This is a genomic window from Devosia sp. SD17-2 (assembly GCF_029201565.1).
In the GTDB taxonomy this organism is placed as follows: Bacteria; Pseudomonadota; Alphaproteobacteria; order Rhizobiales; family Devosiaceae; genus Devosia.
This window is the reverse complement of record NZ_CP104002.1, coordinates 2,375,681-2,396,068: the sequence shown is the minus strand read 5'-3', so window position 1 is coordinate 2,396,068 and position 20,388 is coordinate 2,375,681. Positions and strand designations below refer to the sequence as shown.

17 protein-coding genes are annotated in these 20,388 nt (G+C 61.6%); 13 read left to right on the top strand and 4 right to left on the bottom strand.

All coding sequences use genetic code 11. The features are described 5' to 3' along the window. Window positions 1–5: 5 nt before the first annotated feature. The 3 genes from NYQ88_RS11740 to purM all read right to left on the bottom strand — a co-directional run bounded on the left by NYQ88_RS11740 (window position 6) and on the right by purM (window position 2,654). Window positions 6–896, bottom strand: coding sequence for a DMT family transporter (locus tag NYQ88_RS11740; protein WP_275651326.1), 891 nt, complete (start codon window positions 894–896; stop codon window positions 6–8). 106 nt (window positions 897–1,002) lie between these two features. Then, window positions 1,003–1,581: a phosphoribosylglycinamide formyltransferase gene (gene purN / locus NYQ88_RS11735; RefSeq protein ID WP_275651325.1), complete on the bottom strand. Its 579-nt coding sequence runs from the start codon at window positions 1,579–1,581 to the stop codon at window positions 1,003–1,005. Then, on the bottom strand, window positions 1,578–2,654 hold the full coding sequence (gene purM, locus NYQ88_RS11730) for a phosphoribosylformylglycinamidine cyclo-ligase (protein WP_275651324.1): 1,077 nt from the start codon (window positions 2,652–2,654) through the stop codon (window positions 1,578–1,580). Before purM ends, purN begins: the two co-directional genes overlap by 4 nt. A gap of 133 nt (window positions 2,655–2,787) precedes the next feature. Here purM and NYQ88_RS11725 point away from each other — a divergent pair, with 133 nt between their 5' ends. From NYQ88_RS11725 to NYQ88_RS11710, 4 genes are read left to right on the top strand one after another with little or no spacing between them, the layout of a single operon-like run. Then, window positions 2,788–3,879 (top strand): AI-2E family transporter, encoded by a 1,092-nt coding sequence (locus tag NYQ88_RS11725; RefSeq protein ID WP_275651323.1) that lies wholly within the window; start codon window positions 2,788–2,790, stop codon window positions 3,877–3,879. Then, window positions 3,869–4,603, top strand: a complete 735-nt coding sequence (locus NYQ88_RS11720) for a hypothetical protein (protein ID WP_275651322.1) — start codon at window positions 3,869–3,871, stop codon at window positions 4,601–4,603. The genes NYQ88_RS11725 and NYQ88_RS11720 overlap by 11 nt, the downstream gene beginning before the upstream one ends. Beyond that, window positions 4,587–6,746: an RNA degradosome polyphosphate kinase gene (locus tag NYQ88_RS11715; protein ID WP_275654911.1), complete on the top strand. Its 2,160-nt coding sequence runs from the start codon at window positions 4,587–4,589 to the stop codon at window positions 6,744–6,746. The genes NYQ88_RS11720 and NYQ88_RS11715 overlap by 17 nt, the downstream gene beginning before the upstream one ends. A 2-nt stretch (window positions 6,747–6,748) precedes the next feature. Beyond that, window positions 6,749–8,287 carry a Ppx/GppA phosphatase family protein gene (locus NYQ88_RS11710; protein WP_275651321.1) on the top strand — a complete coding sequence of 513 codons (1,539 nt, stop codon included), beginning with the start codon at window positions 6,749–6,751 and terminating at the stop codon, window positions 8,285–8,287. Between the two features lie 9 nt (window positions 8,288–8,296). Here the strand turns inward: NYQ88_RS11710 and rnd are convergent, their stop codons facing one another. Further along, on the bottom strand, window positions 8,297–9,466 hold the full coding sequence (rnd, locus tag NYQ88_RS11705; protein ID WP_275651320.1) for a ribonuclease D: 1,170 nt from the start codon (window positions 9,464–9,466) through the stop codon (window positions 8,297–8,299). A 181-nt stretch (window positions 9,467–9,647) separates the two neighbouring features. Between rnd and aspS the strand changes: the two genes are divergently transcribed. The 9 genes from aspS to NYQ88_RS11660 all read left to right on the top strand — a co-directional run bounded on the left by aspS (window position 9,648) and on the right by NYQ88_RS11660 (window position 20,386). Further along, window positions 9,648–11,438, top strand: coding sequence for an aspartate--tRNA ligase (aspS, locus tag NYQ88_RS11700; RefSeq protein ID WP_345774589.1), 1,791 nt, complete (start codon window positions 9,648–9,650; stop codon window positions 11,436–11,438). A 157-nt stretch (window positions 11,439–11,595) separates the two neighbouring features. Further along, window positions 11,596–13,212 carry an EAL domain-containing protein gene (locus NYQ88_RS11695; RefSeq protein WP_275651318.1) on the top strand — a complete coding sequence of 539 codons (1,617 nt, stop codon included), beginning with the start codon at window positions 11,596–11,598 and terminating at the stop codon, window positions 13,210–13,212. A 187-nt stretch (window positions 13,213–13,399) separates the two neighbouring features. Next, window positions 13,400–15,685: an NADP-dependent malic enzyme gene (locus NYQ88_RS11690; RefSeq protein WP_275651317.1), complete on the top strand. Its 2,286-nt coding sequence runs from the start codon at window positions 13,400–13,402 to the stop codon at window positions 15,683–15,685. Next, window positions 15,682–15,972, top strand: a complete 291-nt coding sequence (locus tag NYQ88_RS11685) for a Dabb family protein (RefSeq protein ID WP_275651316.1) — start codon at window positions 15,682–15,684, stop codon at window positions 15,970–15,972. Before NYQ88_RS11690 ends, NYQ88_RS11685 begins: the two co-directional genes overlap by 4 nt. Before the next feature lie 59 nt (window positions 15,973–16,031). Next, window positions 16,032–17,003: a ribose-phosphate pyrophosphokinase gene (locus tag NYQ88_RS11680; RefSeq protein WP_275651315.1), complete on the top strand. Its 972-nt coding sequence runs from the start codon at window positions 16,032–16,034 to the stop codon at window positions 17,001–17,003. Window positions 17,004–17,061: 58 nt separating this feature from the next. Further along, a complete protein-coding gene (locus NYQ88_RS11675; protein ID WP_275651314.1) occupies window positions 17,062–17,460 on the top strand; it encodes a septum formation initiator family protein in 399 nt (132 codons plus the stop codon). A 112-nt stretch (window positions 17,461–17,572) separates the two neighbouring features. After that, on the top strand, window positions 17,573–18,592 hold the full coding sequence (gene pdhA, locus NYQ88_RS11670; RefSeq protein ID WP_275651313.1) for a pyruvate dehydrogenase (acetyl-transferring) E1 component subunit alpha: 1,020 nt from the start codon (window positions 17,573–17,575) through the stop codon (window positions 18,590–18,592). 8 nt (window positions 18,593–18,600) lie between these two features. Then, window positions 18,601–18,993 carry a hypothetical protein gene (locus tag NYQ88_RS11665; protein ID WP_275651312.1) on the top strand — a complete coding sequence of 131 codons (393 nt, stop codon included), beginning with the start codon at window positions 18,601–18,603 and terminating at the stop codon, window positions 18,991–18,993. A gap of 1 nt (window position 18,994) precedes the next feature. After that, window positions 18,995–20,386, top strand: a complete 1,392-nt coding sequence (locus NYQ88_RS11660; RefSeq protein WP_275651311.1) for a pyruvate dehydrogenase complex E1 component subunit beta — start codon at window positions 18,995–18,997, stop codon at window positions 20,384–20,386. The last annotated feature ends 2 nt before the right edge of the window (window positions 20,387–20,388 follow it).

Below are 20,388 nucleotides of genomic sequence, written 5' to 3'. Positions count from 1 at the left end.
CTAAGTCAGCCTCGTGCGGCTTTCCAGAGGTGTCGAATGCGGCCGTCGATGAAGAAGAGACCGAAGAAGATCACCACCATGCCGATGATCTGAATGGGCAGGATGGTTTCGCCGAGAACCGTCACGCCGATCAGCAGGGCCGATATCGGGGCGATGAAGGTGGTGGTGGCGAAATTGGTAGCGCCGACGCGGGGAAGGATCCGGTACATGATCTGGAAGGTAAAGGCGGTCGAGAGCAGGCCAATAGCGATCGCCGCGCCCCAGGATTCGGCTCGGGTGATCACCGGAACGCCTTCTGTGAGAAAAGCGACGGGCACCGCGATGACGGCGGCACCGGTCAAGGCCATGGCTGCAAACGCGGTTGGCTCGATGTGCTTGTAGCTGCGCGTGATATTGAGCGAGAGCGCATAGCAGAGCGTGGCGCCAAGGCAGGCGGCGACGGCCCAGAGCTGCGATGAGCCGCCTGAGGTCAGCGCTGGGGACACGAGGATCGACGCGCCGACAAAGCCGATGGCGACGCCGGTGAATTTGGTCCGCGAGGCTTTTTCGCCGCCCAGCCAGAAATGGGAGATCAGCGCGGTGACCATCGGCGTCAGCGCATTGATGATGGCAGCAATGCCGCTGGCGAGATGCGCTTGGGCGAGCGGGAAGAGCGCGAAGGGAATGGCATAGGCGATGACGCCAAGGCCAGCCAGCTGCAGCCAGAGCTTGGGATCGCGTGGCACGGATTTCTTCAGCGCCAGCATGACCACCCAGCACCCGAGCGCGCCGATGGACACGCGGAGTGCCGTCACCCAGACCGGGCCGATCTCACGGATCAGAATGGCGTTGAAGACAAAGGAGCAACCCCAGATGGCGCCCAGAAGAATGATCCAGGACCAATCGCGCAGACTCATAACAGCATCCTCGAAAGACGCCGGACGCTACGCCCGGCCCGAACAAAGGTCGAACCGAATTTGACGATGAGGTGATCAATTCTGGTGATGAACTGCGCCTGCCCGATCAGGGCAGGCGGTTCGCCAGGATCTTGAGCGCTTCGGGGTAGATGCGGTGCTCTTCGACCAGCACACGGGTCGACAGGGTCTCCGGCGTGTCACCGGCAAGAACCGGGACCTTGGCCTGCAGGATTGCCTCACCCTCGTCGAGGCCGGGTGTCACATAATGGACCGTGCAGCCATGTTCGGTAGCGCCATCGGCGATGGCCCGTGCGTGGGTGTCGAGGCCCTTATAGAGTGGCAGCAGGGACGGGTGGATGTTAATCATCCGACCGGCCCAGCGGTTGACGAAGTCCTCGCCAAGGATGCGCATGAAGCCGGCAAGGCAGACGATGTCGACCTCCCAGCTTTCGAGAACCTGGGTGACTGTGTCTTCGAACATGTCCCGCGACAGGAACTTGCTCTGCGCAAGAGAGGCCGTGGCAATGCCTTCGGCGGCTGCAACCTGTAGCCCGACCGCTGATGCCCGGTTGGATAAAACACCAACGATTTCAGCCGGATAGTCAGGAGCCTTGGCAGCCTCGATGAGCGCGGACATGTTCGATCCGCGCCCTGAGATCAGTACGCCGACTTTCTTGCGGCTCACAGCTTGAGCGCGCCGCGGAAGGTCACGGCTTCGCCAGTGCGCTCGGTGAGGGCGCCGACGATGGCAGCGGTTTCACCTGATGCAGTGAGGCTTTCCACGAGCTTTTCAGCGTCGGCTGGGGCCACGGCCACCAGCATGCCCACGCCGCAGTTGAAGGTGCGGAGCATTTCGCGCTCGTCCATGCCGCCAACCTTTGCCAGCCAGCCGAAGACGGCCGGAACGCTGACGGCGCCGAGATCGATATCAGCGGCCAGATGATCTGGCAGGACGCGGGGAATATTGTCGATGAAGCCGCCGCCGGTGATGTGGGCGAGCGCCTTGATGCCGTGACCGGCCTTGAGGGCGGCAAGGATCGACTTCACATAGATGCGGGTCGGCTCGAGCAAGGCTTCAGCCAGCGTCTTGCCTTCGGCGAAGGGCGCCGGAGCATCCCAGGCGAGGCCGGACACTTCGACGATCTTGCGGACCAGCGAGTAGCCATTGGAGTGGACGCCCGAGGAGGCCACGGCGACGAGCACGTCGCCGGCGGCAATGTCCTTGCGGGGAAGCAGGGCACCTCGCTCGGCGGCGCCGACCGCAAAACCAGCCAGATCATAGTCATTGCCCTGGTACATGCCGGGCATTTCAGCGGTCTCGCCGCCGATCAGCGCGCAGCCGGCGAGGCGGCAGCCATGGGCGATGCCGTTGACGATGGCCGTGCCCTGTTCGACGTCGAGCTTGCCAGTGGCAAAATAGTCGAGGAAAAACAGCGGCTCTGCGCCCTGGACGATGAGGTCGTTGACGCACATGGCGACCAGATCCTGGCCGATGGTGTCGTGCTTGCCGGTGTCGATGGCAATCTTGAGCTTGGTGCCCACGCCGTCATTGGCGGCAACGAGGACAGGATCGACAAAACCGGCGGCCTTGAGATCGAACAGACCACCGAAACCGCCGATCTCTCCATCGGCGCCGGGCCGACGCGTCGATTTCACTGCGGGCTTGATGGCCTCGACAAGGGCATTGCCGGCATCGATATCGACCCCAGCCTGCTTGTACGAAAGACTATTTGATGGCAGGTTTTGTGCGTCGGACATGAGCCTGTTGCCAATGCTGGGGATAGCGGGCGCATCTTAGCGCGCGCGAACCGGGTTGGTTGAACTTTTCGGTGCTGGCCGTTACGAGGCTGATAGCTTCTTGGATACACAGACGCAAGGGCCGCCCGGCGCCATGAACCTTAGAAATCAAGTGTTGATCTGGATCGGCTTTTTCGTCGTGCTGATCCTGTCGCTATGGATCTTCCGTGGCATCCTGCTGCCCTTTGTGGTTGGCGCGGCCCTGGCATATCTGCTCAATCCGCTCGTCAACCAGTTGCAGCGCTGGCGTTTCAGTCGCATGTGGGCGACCGTCGTGGTGCTGCTCTCGATCCTCTCCATCATCGTCAGCCTGTTCTTCATGCTGGTGCCGGTTATCGGCCAGCAGATCATCGAGCTGATCCAGCGCACGCCGTCGCTCTACCGCGACCTGCAGGGCCTGGTGACGCAATATTCGCCTGAGATCAGCGCATGGCTTGGGCCTGAGCGCGCGGCCGAGGTGGAGCGCGGGATCAACGAGGTCGCGCGAAATCTGCTCGGGTTTATCGCACGCCTGCCGGCAGAGCTGGTCAATATCGGCATGTCGGGCGTGTCTGTGGTGGCGTTCATCGTCGTCGCGCCTGTCGTCGCCTTCTATCTGCTGCTCGACTGGGAAGGCATGATCCGCGGCATCGACAATCTGCTGCCGCGCGACCACAAGTCCGAAATCAAGGGCATTCTGGGGGACATCGACAGCTCGATGGCCGGCGTTCTGCGCGGGCAAGGCTCGGTGTTGCTGCTGGATGCGGCGTTCTACGCCACGGCGCTGTCGCTGATCGGCCTTAACTTCGGGCTTGCCGTGGGCATTATCGGCGGGCTGCTGAGTTTTATTCCCTTCGTTGGGGCGTTCGTTGGATTTGGGCTGGCCGTCGGCATTGCACTGGTACAGTTCTGGCCCAATCTGTGGATGGTGGCGCTCGTCTGCGGCATCTTCCTGTTCTGGCAGTTCGTGGAAGGCAATGTGCTCTATCCCAAGCTTGTCGGGTCCTCGATCAACATCAACCCGGTGTGGATGATGTTCGCCCTTCTGGCCCTCGGCGCGCTGTTTGGCTTCACCGGCCTGCTGCTGGCCGTACCGATGGCGGCCATCGCCTCGGTGCTGGTGCGTTACGGCGTGCGAAAATACAAGGAAAGCGCGCTTTATCTCGGCACCAACGGCCACGCCACGGATGATGAGATTGCTCCCTGATAACGGCCCCCGGCAGCTGCCACTGGACCTGCACCTAGAACCTTCGCACGCTGAAGATGATTTCCTGGTCGGGGAAGGCAATTCGCTGGCGCACTCGCGCATAACCGCCTGGCCGCATTGGCCAGATGCAGTGACGCTGATCATTGGTCCGACGTCCTCGGGAAAATCTCATCTCGCCAGGATTTTCGCCGACAGAAGCGGCGCGCGCTTCGTTACACCCGAGACCATTTCAGCGATTGCCGGGGAGAACGGCAAAGGCCCGCTGGCGATCGAAGATGTCGATACCGGCGCTTATGATGAGCCGAGCCTGTTCCACCTGCTCAACCAGGCGATGCGTGGCGACCGCACACTGCTGTTGACGGCGCGCGATGAGGTTGCACATTGGCCGCTGGCGACCGATGATGTGCGCTCGCGGGTACGCCGTGCACCGATGTTTCGACTGGAAGTCAGCGACGACATCGAACTGTCACACATGTTCGCGAAGCTGTTTGGTGACCGCCAGATCAAGGTCGATCCAAAGATCATCCACTATCTGGTGGCACGCATGGAGCGCAGCCCGGAAGAGGTGGCGATTCTTGCGGACCTTTTGGATCGTCTGGCCCTTGCCAGAGGCACGGCGATCACCCGCAGCATAGCGACAGAGGTCCTTGCGCGCCGGCAAGCGGAGCGCGGACCGAATGGCCAACAGGATTGGGACGGCGAAGCCGATGAACGAGATCAGTGAATTTGCCGAGGCCGACGGGGCAGTGCCGGATGTAGAGGCTCTGCGCAGCAGCCCTGCGCGTTTCGTCAACCGGGAAGTGAGCTGGCTGCAATTCAACATGCGTGTGCTCGAGGAAGCGGGCAACGAGGCCCATCCTCTGCTCGAGCGCCTGCGTTTCGTTTCGATTTCCGCGAACAATCTCGATGAATTCTACATGGTGCGCGTCGCGGGGCTGAAGGGCCAGATCCGCGCCGGCCTCGCCAAGCAGAGCGCCGACGGCCTGACGCCCACCGAGCAGCTCGAAGAGATCGCGACGCTTGCCCAGCACCTCCAGCTCGAGCAGCAGGACCATTGGCAGAACCTGCGCGAGGAACTGTTCGAGCAGAACGTCGTCATCCACGAGAGCGATGACCTGACCGAAGATCAGATCGCCTATCTGCAAAAGCTGTTCCGCGAAGAGATTTTCCCGGTGCTGACGCCGATCGCTGTCGATCCGGCGCACCCGTTCCCGTTCATTCCCAATCTGGGCCTCGCGCTGGCCTTCGAGTTGCGGCGGCCCAACAACGACCAGATGTTGACCGCTCTGGTGCGTATCCCCGGCAACCTCGACCGCTTTATCAACCTGCCGACGGGGCTCGTTTCCGAGGGGCGGACCGAAGTCGTCACTATAGATACTCTGGTTAAGCTCTTCTTCCACAAGATGTTTCCCGGCCACGAGATCATGGGGGCGGGCGCTTTCCGCGTGATCCGCGACAGCGAAATCGAAATCGACGACGAGGCAGCTGACCTTGTGGTGGAATTCGAGTCAGCCCTGCGCCAGCGCCGGCGCGGACAGGTGATCCGGCTCGAGATCGAGCGGTCCATGTCCCGGGCGCTGAAGCGCCAGATCGGCGAGCAGCTGGGCGTCAAGGAAGCCGACGTTTTTGAGGTGCAGGGATTCCTTGGCCTCGCCGACGCGCGAAAAGTCTGTGACGTCGAGCGCGCCGACCTCAAATTCCAGCCCTATCACGCCCGGTTCCCCGAGCGCATCCGCGACTATAATGGCGACAGCTTTGCCGCCATCCGGGCCAAGGACATCCTGGTCCATCATCCATTCGAGAGCTTCGACGTCGTCGCGCAATTCCTTATGCAGGCGGCGCGCGATCCCGACGTGGTGGCGATCAAGCAGACGCTCTATCGCACCTCGTCGGACAGCCCGATCGTCAAGGCGCTGGTGATGGCTGCCGAGGCCGGCAAGTCGGTGACCTGCCTCGTCGAGCTCAAGGCGCGCTTTGACGAAGAGGCCAATATCCGCTGGGCCCGCGATCTGGAGCGGGCAGGGGCGCAGGTGGTGTTCGGCTTCATCGAGCTCAAAACCCACGCCAAGATGAGCCAGGTGGTGCGCCGCGAGAAGGGCAAGCTGGTCAGCTATTGCCATATCGGCACCGGCAATTATCACCCGATCACGGCCAAGATTTATACCGACCTCAGCTATTTCACCATCGATCCGGCGGTGACGCGGGACGTGGCGCGGGTGTTCAACTTCATCACCGGCTACGCCCGCCCGACCGAGCTCGAGACCATCGCCGTCTCCCCTGTCAATCTGCGCGAAACGCTGCTGCAGAACATTGCCGAGGAGATCGAGTTCGCGCGCAACGGCCAGCCGGCCTCGATCCTGCTCAAGATGAACTCGCTGGTCGATCCGCAGGTGATCGACGCGCTCTACGATGCCAGCCAGGCGGGGGTGAAGGTCGATCTCATCGTGCGCGGCATCTGCTGCCTGCGGCCGGGCATCCCCGGGTTCTCGGACAATATCCGGGTGAAATCCGTCGTTGGCCGCTTCCTCGAGCACAGCCGCATCTATTGTTTCGGCCGGGGCGTGGCGATGCCGTCGCCCAAGGCGCTGGTCTATATTTCGTCCGCCGACCTCATGGGGCGCAACCTTGATGGGCGCGTCGAGGTTATGGTGCCGATCCTCAACAAGACCGTGCATAAGCAAATTCTTGATCGGATCCTGGTTGCCTATCTGCGCGACAACCAGCAAAGCTGGGAAGTGTTGCCCGACGGCAGCTCGCATCGTGTGCGCCTTAACGAGGGCGAAGAGCCATTTAACGCGCATGACTACTTCATGACCAACCCATCGCTCTCCGGTCGGGGTAGTGCAGGGGAAGGCGACGAGGGCTGAGTTTGACACAATTCTGGGGCGTTGACGCCGATCCTACGGCTCAGGGGCGCATCAAGGGTGCTCGTCCGGTGGCCGTCCTCGATATCGGCTCCAACTCGGTCCGTCTGGTGGTCTATGAACGCCACGCGCGGGCCCTGACCCCCCTATATAACGAGAAGGCATCCTGCGCCCTGGGGCGCGGGATAGCCCAGTCCGGGCAACTGGCCGTGGCCAATATCGCCAAGGCGCTGGACGCAATGAAGCGGTTCGCCATGGTGGCGCGGCTGATGCGGGTGGGCAAGATCCACGTGCTGGCAACCTCTGCGGTGCGCGAAGCCTCCAACCGTCAGGAATTCGTCTCCGCCGTTGAAGAAATCATGCAGACCCCGGTCCGGGTTCTCAGCGGCGAGGAAGAGGCCCATTTCGCAGCGCTTGGCGTCGTCGCCGGTATCCCCGGATTTAGCGGCGTGGTGGGCGATCTCGGTGGCGGCAGTCTCGAATTTTCAGCCATCGACAGCGGCATTGATACGAGCGGGCAGTCGTTTGAGCTCGGCGTCATCCGCCTGCAGGATGATTCCGACGGGTCGCCGGCCAAGGCCGCGCAGATCACCCGGGAGCAGTTGAAGGATTCGATCGTTGCGACAGTCGCGCCCGGAAGCCAGTTTGCCGCTATTGGCGGCACCTGGCGTTCGCTCGCCAAGCTGCATCAGGTGATCAGCAAATATCCGCTGCACATGGTCCAGGACTACGTCGTTCCCGCTGCCGACATGATCAAGGTCTGCGAGGAGATCGTCTCTGCGAACTCGCTAAAATCCTATCCGGGCGCCAGCGAAGTCAGCAATTCACGCCGGGAGCTGGTGCCATTTGGTGCCGCCGTGCTCTCCGAAATCCTCAAGGCGGGCCGGTTCGAGAGCGTCGTCTTCTCGGCCCTCGGCGTGCGCGAGGGCTATCTCTACGGCATGCTCGACCCGATGGAGCGCGCCATCGATCCGCTGGTTCAGGGCGCCGAGGAATTGTCCATCCTGCGCTCGCGCTCGCCAGCGCACGGCAATGACCTCATCGATTTCACCACGCAATATATGGAAGCTGCCGGCCTCGGCGAGAGCGCTTCCGAAGCGCGGCTCCGCAAGGTCGTGTGCCTGCTCGCTGATATCGGTTGGCGGGCCCATCCGGATTATCGCGGTCAGCAGAGTGTCGATGCAGTTGCCTATGGCTCTCTGACCGGCGTCGACCATCCGGGCCGTGCCTATCTCGCCCAGACCCTGTCGGTTCGCTATGACGGGTTGAAAAGCAAATGGGCGCAATCGCTGTTGCCGCTGGCCGGAGCCAATACCGCCAAGCGCGCAAAACTGATCGGAGCGTTGTTCCGCGTCGCTTATCCGATGACGGCGGCAATGCCGGGCATTCTGCCGCGCACGCGATTCTCGATCCGCGGCAAGCACGAGCTCGTGCTCCATCTTCCCGCCGATCTGGCTTTCCTCAACGGCGACCATCTGCGCAACCGGCTTGGCCAGTTCGCCAATATCGCCGGTCACGACACTTCTGAAGTGCAGGTGGACTGAAGCGGCCGGTTATTCCGCCGCTTCAGTCACGTCGACAGGGATTTCGCGGACGCCCTTGCGCGTCGCGACCAGCGCAATGCGACCGTGCTTGATGGCCAGGGCCTTCTCGCCAAAGAGCTTCCGGCGCCAGCCCTTGAGGGCAGGCACATCCGCATCATCATCGAGCACCAGCGCATCGATCTCGTCCGAGGTGGCGAGGATGCGCGATGCGACGCCGTGCTGTTCGGCCACGGATTTGAGCAGGACGCGGATAAGATCGCCGACGGCGCCCTTGGGCGAGGGTCCACGATACCGGTCCGGCATGGTGGGCAGCTGGGCCTTCTGCAGCTCTTCGACGCCCTTGAGCAGCGTGATGATCTCGGCGGCGGCAGCGCTGCGGCCAAAGCCACGCGGCACGGCGCGAAGCTTTTCGAAGGCCTCCGGGGTCAGCGGGCGCTGCACGGCCAGTTCATAAAGGACGTCATCCTTGAAGATGCGGCTACGCGGCTGATCGGTTTCCTGCGCCCGGCGCTCGCGCCAGGCGGCCAGGACCTTCAGCGCCGCCAGATCGCGGGCGCGGTTGATCTTCATCTTCAGCCGTTCCCAGGCGTTTTCCGGCTGGACGATATAAGTGTCGATGCTGCGAAGGGTCGTCAGCTCGTCCTCGACCCAGTCCCAACGCTTGGTCGCGTCGACCTGGGCGCGCAATTCGCGATAGATGTCGCGGAGATAGGTGACGTCGGCGAGCGCATAAAGGCGCTGCTTTTCCGACAGGGGACGGGCCGACCAGTCAGTGAAGCGCGACGACTTGTCGAGCTCGACCTTGCAGATGGCGCGCACGAGGCTGTCATAAGAAGCGCTATCGCCAAAGCCACAGACGCTGGCAGCGATCTGGGTGTCGAAGATATTGTGCGGAACGGCGCCCGCCAGCTTCACGAAAATCTCGATGTCCTGGCGCGCGGCGTGGAAAACCTTGGTCACCGCCGGATTGGCGAGGAGCGCGAAGAAAGGAGCCAGGTCGATGCCTGGCGCCAGCGGGTCGATGAGCACCGCTTCATCGTTCGTGGCAGCCTGGATGAGGCAAAGCTTTGGCCAATAGGTGGTTTCGCGCAGGAATTCGGTATCAACCGTCACGAAATCAAAATTGGCGGCGCGCTCGCAGAATGCGCTGAGCACGTCTGTGGAAACAATCAGGTCCATGAGGGATTACCGTCTCAAATTCGTCAATATTCTTCCTAGCAGGTGAAGGGCCATTGCTCCACCATCGATTTCCGCCAATGCCGTCGCGGGACGAGCGTGGCCGTGATGCTTGACAAGCGGCGACCGCCATGCGCTTTTCACGCCCGAGAATCCGGCCCTTTTTAGCTATCCGAGTATGGAAATGACGACACATCGCTACCGCACCCACACCTGTGGCGCCCTGACGGCGGACGATGCCGGCAATACCGTGCGCCTCTCCGGTTGGGTCCATCGTATCCGTGACCACGGCGGCCTGCTGTTCATCGACCTGCGCGACCACTACGGCCTGACCCAATTCGTGATCGATCCCGATTCGCCCGCTTTCGCCGCCGCCGAGAAGGTGCGCTCCGAGTGGGTGCTGCGCATCGACGGCGAGGTCAAGCTGCGCGACGCCTCGGCCGTGAACCCCAACATCAGTACTGGCCAGATCGAGGTGTTCATCCGCGAGCTGGAAGTGCTGTCGGAAGCCAAGGAACTGCCTTTGCCGGTCTTCGGCGATCAGGAATATCCGGAAGATATCCGCCTGCGCTATCGCTTCCTCGACCTGCGCCGCGAAAAGCTGCACAACAACATCGTCAAGCGCACCAAGGTGATCGCGGCGATGCGCAACGGCATGACCGAACAGGGCTTTGCCGAATATTCGACGCCGATTCTGACGGCTTCCTCGCCCGAAGGCGCGCGCGACTTCCTCGTGCCCAGCCGTATCCATCCCGGCAAGTTCTTCGCCCTGCCGCAGGCGCCCCAGCAGTACAAGCAGCTGCTCATGGTTGCCGGCTTCGACCGCTATTTCCAGGTTGCCCCGTGCTTCCGCGACGAAGATCCGCGCGCCGACCGTCTGCCGGGCGAGTTCTACCAGCTCGACCTCGAAATGAGCTTCGTCACCCAGGAAGACGTCTGGAACACTGTCCAGCCCGTCATCACGTCGGTGTTCGAGCAATTTGCCGAAGGCAAGCGCGTGACCAAGGAATGGCCGCGCATTCCTTATGATACGGCCATCCGCAAGTATGGTTCGGACAAGCCGGACCTGCGGAACCCGATTGAAATTCAGGCAGTTACCGAGCATTTCGCAGGTTCTGGCTTCAAGGTTTTCGCCAACCAGATCGAAGCCGATCCAAAGGTTGAAGTCTGGGCTATCCCGGCCAAGAACAAGGACGGTGCCGAGCCGATCGGTCGCGCCTTCTGCGATCGCATGAACGCCTGGGCACAGGGCCAGGGCCAGCCGGGCCTTGGCTATATCTTCTTCAAGGACGGTGCCGGTTCGGGCCCGATCGCCAAGAATATCGGCGAAGAGCGCACCGCAGCCCTCAAGGCTCAGCTGGGTCTCGAAGACGGCGATGCCGTGTTCTTCGTGGCCGGTCGCCCGGAGAAGTTCTACAAGTTCGCCGGTGAAGCCCGCACCAAGGTCGGCACCGATCTGGGTGTCGTCGACACCGAGCAGTTCGCCCTGTGCTGGATCGTCGACTTCCCGTTCTACGAGTGGGACGAAGAGGAAAAGCGCGTCGACTTCGCGCACAATCCCTTCTCCATGCCGCAGGGCGGGATCGAGGGTTTGAACTCGGCCGATCCGCTTTCGCTCAAGGCTTACCAGTATGACGCCGTCTGCAACGGCTTCGAAATCGCCTCCGGTTCCATCCGTAACCAGGAACCCGAGACGATGATCAAGGCCTTCGAGCTGACCGGCAAGAGCCGCGAGGAGGTCGAAGAGCAGTTCGGTGGTCTCTACCGTGCCTTCCAGTATGGCGCCCCGCCGCATGGTGGCGCTGCCTTCGGTATCGACCGCATCGTGATGCTGCTCTGCGGCGTGCAGAACCTGCGTGAAATCACGGCCTTCCCGATGAACCAGCAGGCGGAAGATCTGCTCATGGGCGCACCGAGCCCGGCGAGCCCCAAGCAGATGCGCGAGCTGGGCATTCGCCTCAACCCGCAGGCCTGAATTCCAGCCTAAGCTGAACAAGGGGCGAGCCATTGGCTGGCCCCTTTTTCTTTGGTCGCTGCGCAAGATGCGGCCACAGCTGTTAACAGCCGTTAATCGGTCCTTAAGTTTGTAGCGTTAACAAGGAGATAAGCAAAAAACGCGCGAGATTCCCCGGGTGAAGTCCAAGTATTCGCACCTTTTGATGGCTCTTGGCGCGCTGCTTGCATTTGTGCCGATATTTTCGGTCGACTATCTGCTGGATGCCTATATTCGTCACCGCGAAACAGTCGCGCTGCAGCAGCAGGTCAGCCAGATCGGCGTTGAAATCAAAAACAACGTCGCCGATGCCGTCACTGCCCTGCGCGGGGTCGTGGCCGACAGTCCGTCCCTCTGCACGCCGACATTCTCCCAGAACGCCCAGCGCGCCATTGCCAACAGCCTGACGATCAAGCAGGTGCTGATCGAGAACGGTGACGGCGTTCAGTATTGCGACGCCTATGGACGGGAGGTCGCGCACTCGGTCCTGTCTGAAGCAAAGCCAATTCCCGGCCTCGCCGAGACGATCACTATTGTTCAGTTCGCCGACATGGGCGTGCCGTCGATCAAGGTGACGCAGACCCTTTCGGCCATGCGCCGCGTGTCGGTCTTCCTGCCCCTTATCGGGGTCACGCCGGAGACTTTTGAAGCCAATCTGCGGAACGGCGCCATGGTCCGGATTTCGCTGACGAGTGGCCTTCCGATCATCGAGTCCGGGGCCGTTGCGGATTTTACCCGCAACCTTGCCTCCGAGGACTATCTGAGCGCCCAGGGCTTTGCTGGTGAGTTGCCGATCAAGGTCCACGCTGCACTGCCGTTCAGTTCCGCCCGTGCGGGCTACACTGATCTCGATGTGGTGTTCACTGTCATCGCGTGCTTTGCCAGCGCCTGCCTGCTGCTGTCTGCGCTGTGGTATGCGCGCAAGTCGCGTGTCCCGGCGTTCGATCTTGAGCGCGCCATCGGGCGCAATGAGATCAAGCCCTACTACCAGCCCGTCATCAATCTGCGCACAGGTGAGCTGATCGGTTGTGAAGTGCTGTGTCGCTGGGAGAAGCCGAATGGCGATGTGATTCCGCCCGGCGTTTTCATTGACTACGCTGAAAATTCCGGCCTCGCCGTGCCGATGACGCTCTCGCTGATGCAGCAGGTCCGCTACGATCTGAGCGAGCTGAGCCAGAAAATGCCGTACATGAAAATCTCGATCAATCTGTTCGAGGGGCATTTTCGCGACGTGGGTATTGTCGACGACGTGCAGGCGATCTTCGGCAATTCGCCGATCAGCTACGACCAGCTGGTGTTCGAGATCACCGAGCGCCGTCCGCTTGAAAACTCGGCGGCTGTCAATAGCGTCATCTCCGGTCTTCATGCCCTTGGGGCGCGGCTGGCCATGGACGACGCCGGCACCGGCCACTCCAACCTGGCCTATATCGCCACGCTAGGCGTCGATGTCATCAAGATCGACCGCATCTTTGTCGACATGATCAAGCCGGGCACCACCCAGGTTCCCGTCCTCGATGGGCTCATTGCCATGGCCCGCGACCTCGATTGCGAAATCGTGGCGGAAGGCGTCGAAACCGAGGAGCAGGCGATCTATCTGCGCTCCCATGGTGTCATCCAGGCGCAGGGTTATATTTTCGCTCCTGCGCTCAAGATCGGCGCATTCAGAGAGCTGGCCCTGGCGCTCTTTGCCTCGTCTGGGGCGCCTCCGGGCAGTTTCGGCTCCATGCCGGTGGCGCTGCCCATTACTGCGGCTTAGCCCCCACGGGATTTTCGCCCCTTTTCATCTGCGTCATTTGATGGCACCTAACTGCGACCATCTGACCCACGCTGGTTTTGCACATGCCGGATCGCGGGGTCGTCGCTCAATAGGTCGCATTGTCCTGTGGGAATCCGCCTGATCTGGCCGGACGGACATGCGCGTCACTACAGCCGGGAGAATCTGCGTGACTAACGACGTCAATGAGCAACGCAAGGCCTTGCGCGAGGCAGCGCTGCATTTTCATGAGTTCCCCAAGCCCGGGAAGCTGGAAATCCAGCCGCTCAAGCCCCTGGGAAACCAGCGTGACCTTGCGCTTGCCTATTCACCTGGCGTCGCTGCACCTTGTGAGGAGATCGCTGCCGAGCCGGAGACCGTGGCGCGCTATACCTCGCGACAGAATCTCGTGGCCGTGATTTCCAACGGCACTGCCGTCCTGGGCCTTGGCAATATCGGTGCGCTGGCTTCCAAGCCGGTGATGGAGGGCAAGGCAGTCCTTTTCAAGAAGTTTGCTGGCATCGACGTGTTCGATCTCGAGGTCGACGAACTCAATCCGCAAAAATTCATCGATGCCGTGGCGCCGCTATGGCCGACCTTTGGTGGTATCAACCTCGAAGACATCCGCGCACCCGATTGCTTCGAGATCGAGGAAGCGCTGCGCGAGCGCATGCCGATCCCGGTGTTCCATGACGACCAGCACGGGACCGCAATCATCGTCGGTGCCGCCGTGCTCAATGGGCTGGAGCTGGCCGGCAAGCGCATCGACGAAGTCAAGATTTGTGCGTCGGGGGCAGGGGCTGCGGCTATCGCCTGTCTCAACGTTCTCGTGGCGCTGGGTGCCAAGCACGAGAATATCTGGGTGGCCGATAAGGACGGTCTCGTCACCCACAAGCGCAATGACGTCAACGACAAGTGGCGCGGCCAATTCCGCCGGACCAGCGAGGCAACGACGCTTGCCGAAGTGATCGATGGCGCTGACGTGTTCCTCGGGCTTTCGGCTGCCGGTGCGCTGAAGCGGGAAATGCTGACCAAGATGGCGCCCAAGCCGCTGATCCTGGCGCTGGCCAATCCCAATCCAGAAATCATGCCCGAGGTGGCAAGAGAAGTGCGGCCGGACGCCATGGTCTGCACGGGGCGCTCGGACTACGCCAATCAGGTCAACAATGTCCTCTGCTTCCCCTTCATCTTCCGTGGCGCGCTCGACGTGCATGCCACCACGATCAACGAGGAGATGAAGCTGGCGGCGGTACGGGCCATCGCCAAACTGGCGCACGAGCCTGGGCTTGAGGTTTCGCCGTCGGGTGAGCCGGCCGTCTATGGGCCCGAGCACATCATTCCCAATCCGTTCGACCAGCGGCTAATCCTGCGCATCGCACCGGCCGTGGCTCGGGCAGCCATGGAATCGGGCGTGGCCAAGAAGCCGATCGAGGACTGGAACGCCTATCATGACCAGCTGAACCGGTTCGTGTTCCGCTCCGGGCTCGTGATGAAACCAATCATCGACAAGGCGCAGGGCAAGAACAAGCGCATCGCCTTTGCCGATGGTGAAGATGAGCGCGTGCTGCGCGCCACCCAGGTGCTGCTCGAGGAACGCATCGCGCGACCAATTCTGATCGGTCGTCCTGCGGTGATCGAGGCGCGCATCGAAAGGTTTGGGCTCAATATCCAGCCGGGCCGCGATTTCGAGGTGATCAACCCCGAAGACGATCCGCGCTATCGCGACTATGTCAGCCTCTTCCATTCGCTTGTCGGGCGGGATGGGGTGACGCCCGAGACCGCACGCACCATCGTGCGCACCAATACCACGGTTATCGGGGCGCTGGCGGTCAAGCGTGGCGAGGCGGATGCACTAATCTGCGGCCTTCAGGGGCGCTACATCAAGCATGTGCGCGATATCCGCTCGATCATTGGCCTGCAGGACGGGGTGACCGATGTGTCGGCGCTGTCCATGCTGATCATGCAACGCGGCGCATTTTTCCTGACCGACACCTATGTCAACCAGAACCCCAGCGCGGATGAGCTGGTGGCGATCACGCTGCAGGCGCGCAATCATCTCAAGCGCTTCAATATCGAGGCGCGCACGGCACTGCTCAGCTACTCGAATTTCGGTTCGCGGGATGGCGACAGCGCCTACAAGATGCGCGAAGTCTACGCCAAGCTGAAGGCGGCGGCGCCCGACCTCATCCTCGAGGGGGAAATGCAGGGCGATCTGGCGCTCAACGAAGTGCTCCGTGACCGCTATATCCCGGACACGCCGCTGCGTGGCGAAGCCAATTTGCTGGTGTTCCCTGACCTCGACGCGGCCAACCTCTCCATGACCCTGCTCAAGGAGATGAACAACGCGCTGTCCGTCGGGCCGATCCTGATGGGCACGCGGTCGCCCGCGCATATCCTGACCCCGTCGGTTACCAGCCGCGGCATCGTCAACATGTCGGCGATTGCCGCCAATGAAGCCGTGGGAGCAGATCAATGATCCGCCACACCGTCGTCTTTACCCTCAAGCACCCCTCCGGTTCGCCGGAGGAGACTGCCTTCCTGCGCGACGCAAAAATTCTCGCCGCCATTCCCGGCGTCGAGAAATTCGAGCAGCTGCGCCAGGTAAGCCCAAAGGCCGACTATGCTTTTGGCTTCTCCATGGAATTCGCCGATCAGGCTGCCTACGATGTCTACAACGCACATCCCGACCATGTAGCTTTTGTCAGCGACCGTTGGCTGCCCGAGATCGCGCGCTTCCAGGAGATAGACTACGTTGCGCTGTAAGCTTTGGCAGTGCTAAGTGCTGGCGCAGGAAAAATCTCCAGATTAGGCGAGGATATCCGATGAGCCAGATCGCTGTGTTCAGTGGTAGTGCCCATCCCGAACTTGCCAGCGAGATCTGCGCCGAGCTTGGCGTGCCGCTCAATCCGACACGCCTCAAGCGCTTCTCCAATGATTGCCTGGAAGTCCAGCTGCAGGCCAATTGCCGCGAGCAGGACGTGTTCCTGGTCCAGACGCTGAGCGCACCGGTGCAGGATCATCTGGTCGAACTGCTGCTCATGCTTGATGCGGCGCGGGGCGCATCTGCCGCACGGATCACGGCTGTCATCCCGCACTATTCCTATGCGCGCTCGGACAAGAAGGACGAGCCGCGCATATCGATCGGTGGCCGAATGGTTGCCGATCTGCTGAAAACCGCAGGCGCCGACCGCGTCCTGACAATGACGCTTCATTCGCCACAGGTGCACGGGTTTTTCTCGGTTCCCGTTGATCATCTTCATGCACTGCATGAGCTGGCGACGCATTTCCAGAGCCTTGATCTCGGCAATGCCGTCGTGGTGTCGCCGGACCTCGGCAACGCCAAGACGGCTGCGGCCTTTGCGCGGCGCCTCGGCGTTCCCGTGGCCGCCGGGGCTAAGGAGCGCCTGACCGATACCAAGGTGCGGATTTCGGCGATCATCGGCGATGTTCGGGACCGAGACGTGATCGTTCTCGATGACGAAATCGCCAGCGGCGGATCGATCATCGAATTGCTCAAGCATCTTCGGGCCAATGGCGCACGGTCTGTCCGGGTCGCCTGCACGCACGGGATTTTTGCGGATGGCGCAGTGGCGCGGCTTGCGGCCGAGCCGGACGTGCGCGAGATCGTCTGCACCAATACGCTGCCCAATGCCGCCGAACAGCGGGCCGACAAGCTGACCATTCTGTCCGTCGCGCCGGCCCTGGCCGAAGCCATGCGGCGCATCAACAGCGGGGAATCCGTGAGTGCGCTTTTCGATGGCGAAACGCGGGAAGAACGGGTGGCCGCTGAATAGCGAAACGCCCTGTTAAGCCTGTTCGTGGCAATGTGAGACTCCCCGGACCGGTCTCGTCATGCCCACTCGTCTTAAACGTCCCCCATTCTGGCGCCCCCTTGCTCTCTCGGGGATGCTGCTCGCCTTTCAGGCCTATCTCGGCTTTTCCGCCATCAGCGGTCAGTTCGGGATCGAGGGACGTGACCAGATTCACGCTGATATCCAGGTCCTCAAGGATCGTTCGGCATCGCTGCAGGCAGAGATCGATGCGTATAAGCATCGGTCAAGCCTGATGAATCCGCGCCATCTCGATCCTGACATCGTCACGGAGCGGGCCCGTGCGCTGCTCAATATGGCGCATGCCGACGACATTCTGGTGATGGTCGATCCATCAAGCGGTAAACCGATTTCTGGTAAATTCCAGGAATTAATCGACGACGAGTTAATCTCGATTATTCAAGCGGATTCAACGCTTTAAGTCGTCAATTATAATACTCGGACACGATTTTACCGGGGCTGCGCTTGCGCTATAGTCGCGCGGAGGGTCACACTGACCCTGCGGCTCCCATCCAAATCACCCGGAGTGTTACATGGCGCGCAAGGCGATGGCCACCAAGGCCCAGACGCAGCCCAATGTCCCCCAGTTCACCAATGAACAGGACCTGGAGGCGTTCCGTGAGATGCTTCTGATCCGGCGGTTCGAGGAAAAGGCCGGCCAGATGTATGGCATGGGCCTGATCGGCGGTTTCTGTCACCTTTATATCGGCCAGGAAGCAGTTGTGACCGGCATCACCATGGCTAGCGAGAAGGGCAAGGACGCCCAGATCACCGGCTATCGCGACCACGGGCACATGCTCGTCATGGGCCTCGACCCCAAGGGTGTGATGGCCGAACTCACCGGACGCCAGGGCGGCTTGTCAAAAGGCAAGGGCGGCTCGATGCACATGTTCTCCAACGAGCACAAGTTCTACGGCGGCAACGGTATTGTCGGCGCGCAGGTGCCGCTTGGGGCAGGGCTCGCATTCGCTTCGAAATATCGCGGTGACGGTGCGGTCTCGCTGGCCTATTTTGGCGATGGCGCGGCTAATCAGGGCCAGGTCTACGAGACCTTCAACATGGCCAAGCTGTGGAAGCTGCCGGTCGTGTTCGTCATCGAGAACAACAAATATGCCATGGGCACCTCGATTGAGCGCGCTGCGGCAACCACCGATTTCTCCATGCGCGGCGCTTCGTTCGACATTCCGGGCGAGCAGGTCGACGGCATGGATGTGCGCATGGTTTATGATGCCGCTAAGCGCGCCATCGAGCATGCGCGGTCGGGGCAGGGTCCGTTCATTCTCGAAATGCTGACCTATCGCTATCGCGGCCACTCCATGTCCGACCCGGCGAAATATCGCTCCAAGGACGAAGTAACGAAATATCGCCAGGAACGCGATCCGATCGAGCAGGTCCGCGCCCGACTTCTCGAAGCCGGTGTCGTTACCGAGGAAGATCTCAAGAAGATCGAGACCGATATCCGTGCGGTCGTCACCGAGGCGGCAGACTTTGCCACCAATGATCCCGAGCCCGATCCGTCTGAACTCTGGACCGACATCACCATCGAGGCCTGAGCCCTGAGATGACCTTTCTGCTCGCGGCTATCTCATTGTTCGCACTGCTCTCCGGCATTCTCGCCGCCGGGCAGGCGCGGACAATTACGCAGATGGCGGCGATGAAAGGTCAGGATTGGCTATTCGGTTGGTGGCGTTTTGACGCCATCGCCGCAAAGGCTGGTCTTGCCGGTGAAGAACATGCCGCCGCCTACAAGCGCTCGGTCATTGCCTTCGTCGTCTTCCTTGTTCTCGGCCTGCTGCTGAGCGGCTGGATTGCCAGCCAGCAAAATGCGGTACCGGCGACGGTTTCCGCCAATGCCACGATTAACGATTGGCGGGTTTTGCCCGCCCGCCACGCTGAACAATTCGCGCTTCGCCGAGTGGCCTCGATGCCCGGCGTAACCATGCTGGAGAGCTGATATGCCCCAAATCCTGATGCCCGCCCTGTCGCCGACAATGGAAGAGGGCAAGCTCGCCAAGTGGCTGGTCAAGGTTGGCGATAGTGTGAAGTCCGGCGATGTGCTGGCTGAAATCGAGACCGACAAGGCGACGATGGAAGTCGAGTCGGTCGATGAAGGCGTGGTCAAGGAACTGCTGGTCGCCGAAGGCACGGACGGCGTGAAGGTGAATACGCCCATCGCGCTGGTTCTGGCCGATGGCGAAGAGGCCGGTGAAGCTCCTCCGGCGGCCGCGGAAAGCAAGGCTGAGGCAGAGCCAAGCATGGTGCAGGCCGAGGCTCCTACCGCAGCCCCTGCAGCTGCTGCCCCTGTCGCCGCCGCTCCCAAATTCGAGCCGCAGAACGATCCCGATCTGCCCGAAGGCGTTGAAATGGTCGAGATGACCGTTCGCCAGGCACTCAATGAGGCTATGGCCGAAGAACTGCGCCGCGATCCGGACGTCTTCATCATGGGTGAGGAAGTCGCCGAATATCAGGGCGCCTATAAGATCACCCAGGGCCTGCTGCAGGAATTCGGCCCGCAGCGCGTGATCGATACGCCGATCACCGAGCACGGCTTCGCTGGTCTGGCTGTTGGTGCGGCCTTTGCCGGCCTCAAGCCGGTCGTCGAATTCATGACCTGGAACTTTGCCATGCAGGCAATCGACCAGATCATCAACTCCGCTGCCAAGCAGCTCTACATGTCCGGTGGCCAGGTCACCGCGCCGATGGTGTTCCGCGGCCCGAACGGCGCTGCGGCCCGCGTCGCCGCCCAGCACAGCCAGGACTATTCGGCCTGGTACAGCCACGTTCCCGGCCTGACGGTCATTGCGCCCTACAGCGCCGCGGACGCCAAGGGTCTTCTCAAGGCGGCCATCCGCTCGCCGAACCCGGTCGTGTTCCTCGAAAACGAAATTCTCTACGGCTCCACCGGCCTCGTACCCAAGGTCGATGATTTCGTCCTGCCGATCGGCAAGGCCCGCGTGGCCCGCAAGGGCGCAGACGTGACCATCGTCTCCTTCTCCATGGGCATGCGCTACGCTACCCAGGCGACGGAAAAGCTGGTTGCTGCCGGCGTCGATGTCGAGCTGATCGACCTGCGCACGCTGCGTCCGCTTGACAGCGATACGGTCATTGAATCGGTCAAGAAGACCGGTCGGATGGTGACGGTAGAAGAAGGCTGGCCGCAGGGTGGCATTGGCGCTGAATTGGCTGCCCGCGTGATGGAGCAGGCATTTGACTATCTCGACGCCCCCGTGCTGCGCGTGACCGGCAAGGACGTTCCCATGCCCTATGCCGCCAATCTCGAAAAGCTGGCGCTGCCCAACGTTGATGAAGTGATCGCGGCCGTCAACGCCGTGACCTATCGCTCGTAAGG

What these genes read in the sequence shown, in the direction of transcription:
- NYQ88_RS11660 (WP_275651311.1), top strand. Translation starts at nt 18,995, where the DNA reads ATGCCCCAAATCCTGATGCCCGCCCTGTCGCCGACAATGGAAGAGGGC.
- NYQ88_RS11680 (WP_275651315.1), top strand. Translation starts at nt 16,032, where the DNA reads ATGAGCCAGATCGCTGTGTTCAGTGGTAGTGCCCATCCCGAACTTGCC.
- rnd (WP_275651320.1), bottom strand. Translation starts at nt 9,466, where the DNA reads ATGGACCTGATTGTTTCCACAGACGTGCTCAGCGCATTCTGCGAGCGC.
- NYQ88_RS11740 (WP_275651326.1), bottom strand. Translation starts at nt 896, where the DNA reads ATGAGTCTGCGCGATTGGTCCTGGATCATTCTTCTGGGCGCCATCTGG.
- NYQ88_RS11685 (WP_275651316.1), top strand. Translation starts at nt 15,682, where the DNA reads ATGATCCGCCACACCGTCGTCTTTACCCTCAAGCACCCCTCCGGTTCG.
- NYQ88_RS11665 (WP_275651312.1), top strand. Translation starts at nt 18,601, where the DNA reads ATGACCTTTCTGCTCGCGGCTATCTCATTGTTCGCACTGCTCTCCGGC.
- purM (WP_275651324.1), bottom strand. Translation starts at nt 2,654, where the DNA reads ATGTCCGACGCACAAAACCTGCCATCAAATAGTCTTTCGTACAAGCAG.
- NYQ88_RS11725 (WP_275651323.1), top strand. Translation starts at nt 2,788, where the DNA reads ATGAACCTTAGAAATCAAGTGTTGATCTGGATCGGCTTTTTCGTCGTG.
- NYQ88_RS11715 (WP_275654911.1), top strand. Translation starts at nt 4,587, where the DNA reads ATGAACGAGATCAGTGAATTTGCCGAGGCCGACGGGGCAGTGCCGGAT.
- NYQ88_RS11675 (WP_275651314.1), top strand. Translation starts at nt 17,062, where the DNA reads ATGCCCACTCGTCTTAAACGTCCCCCATTCTGGCGCCCCCTTGCTCTC.
- aspS (WP_345774589.1), top strand. Translation starts at nt 9,648, where the DNA reads ATGACGACACATCGCTACCGCACCCACACCTGTGGCGCCCTGACGGCG.
- pdhA (WP_275651313.1), top strand. Translation starts at nt 17,573, where the DNA reads ATGGCGCGCAAGGCGATGGCCACCAAGGCCCAGACGCAGCCCAATGTC.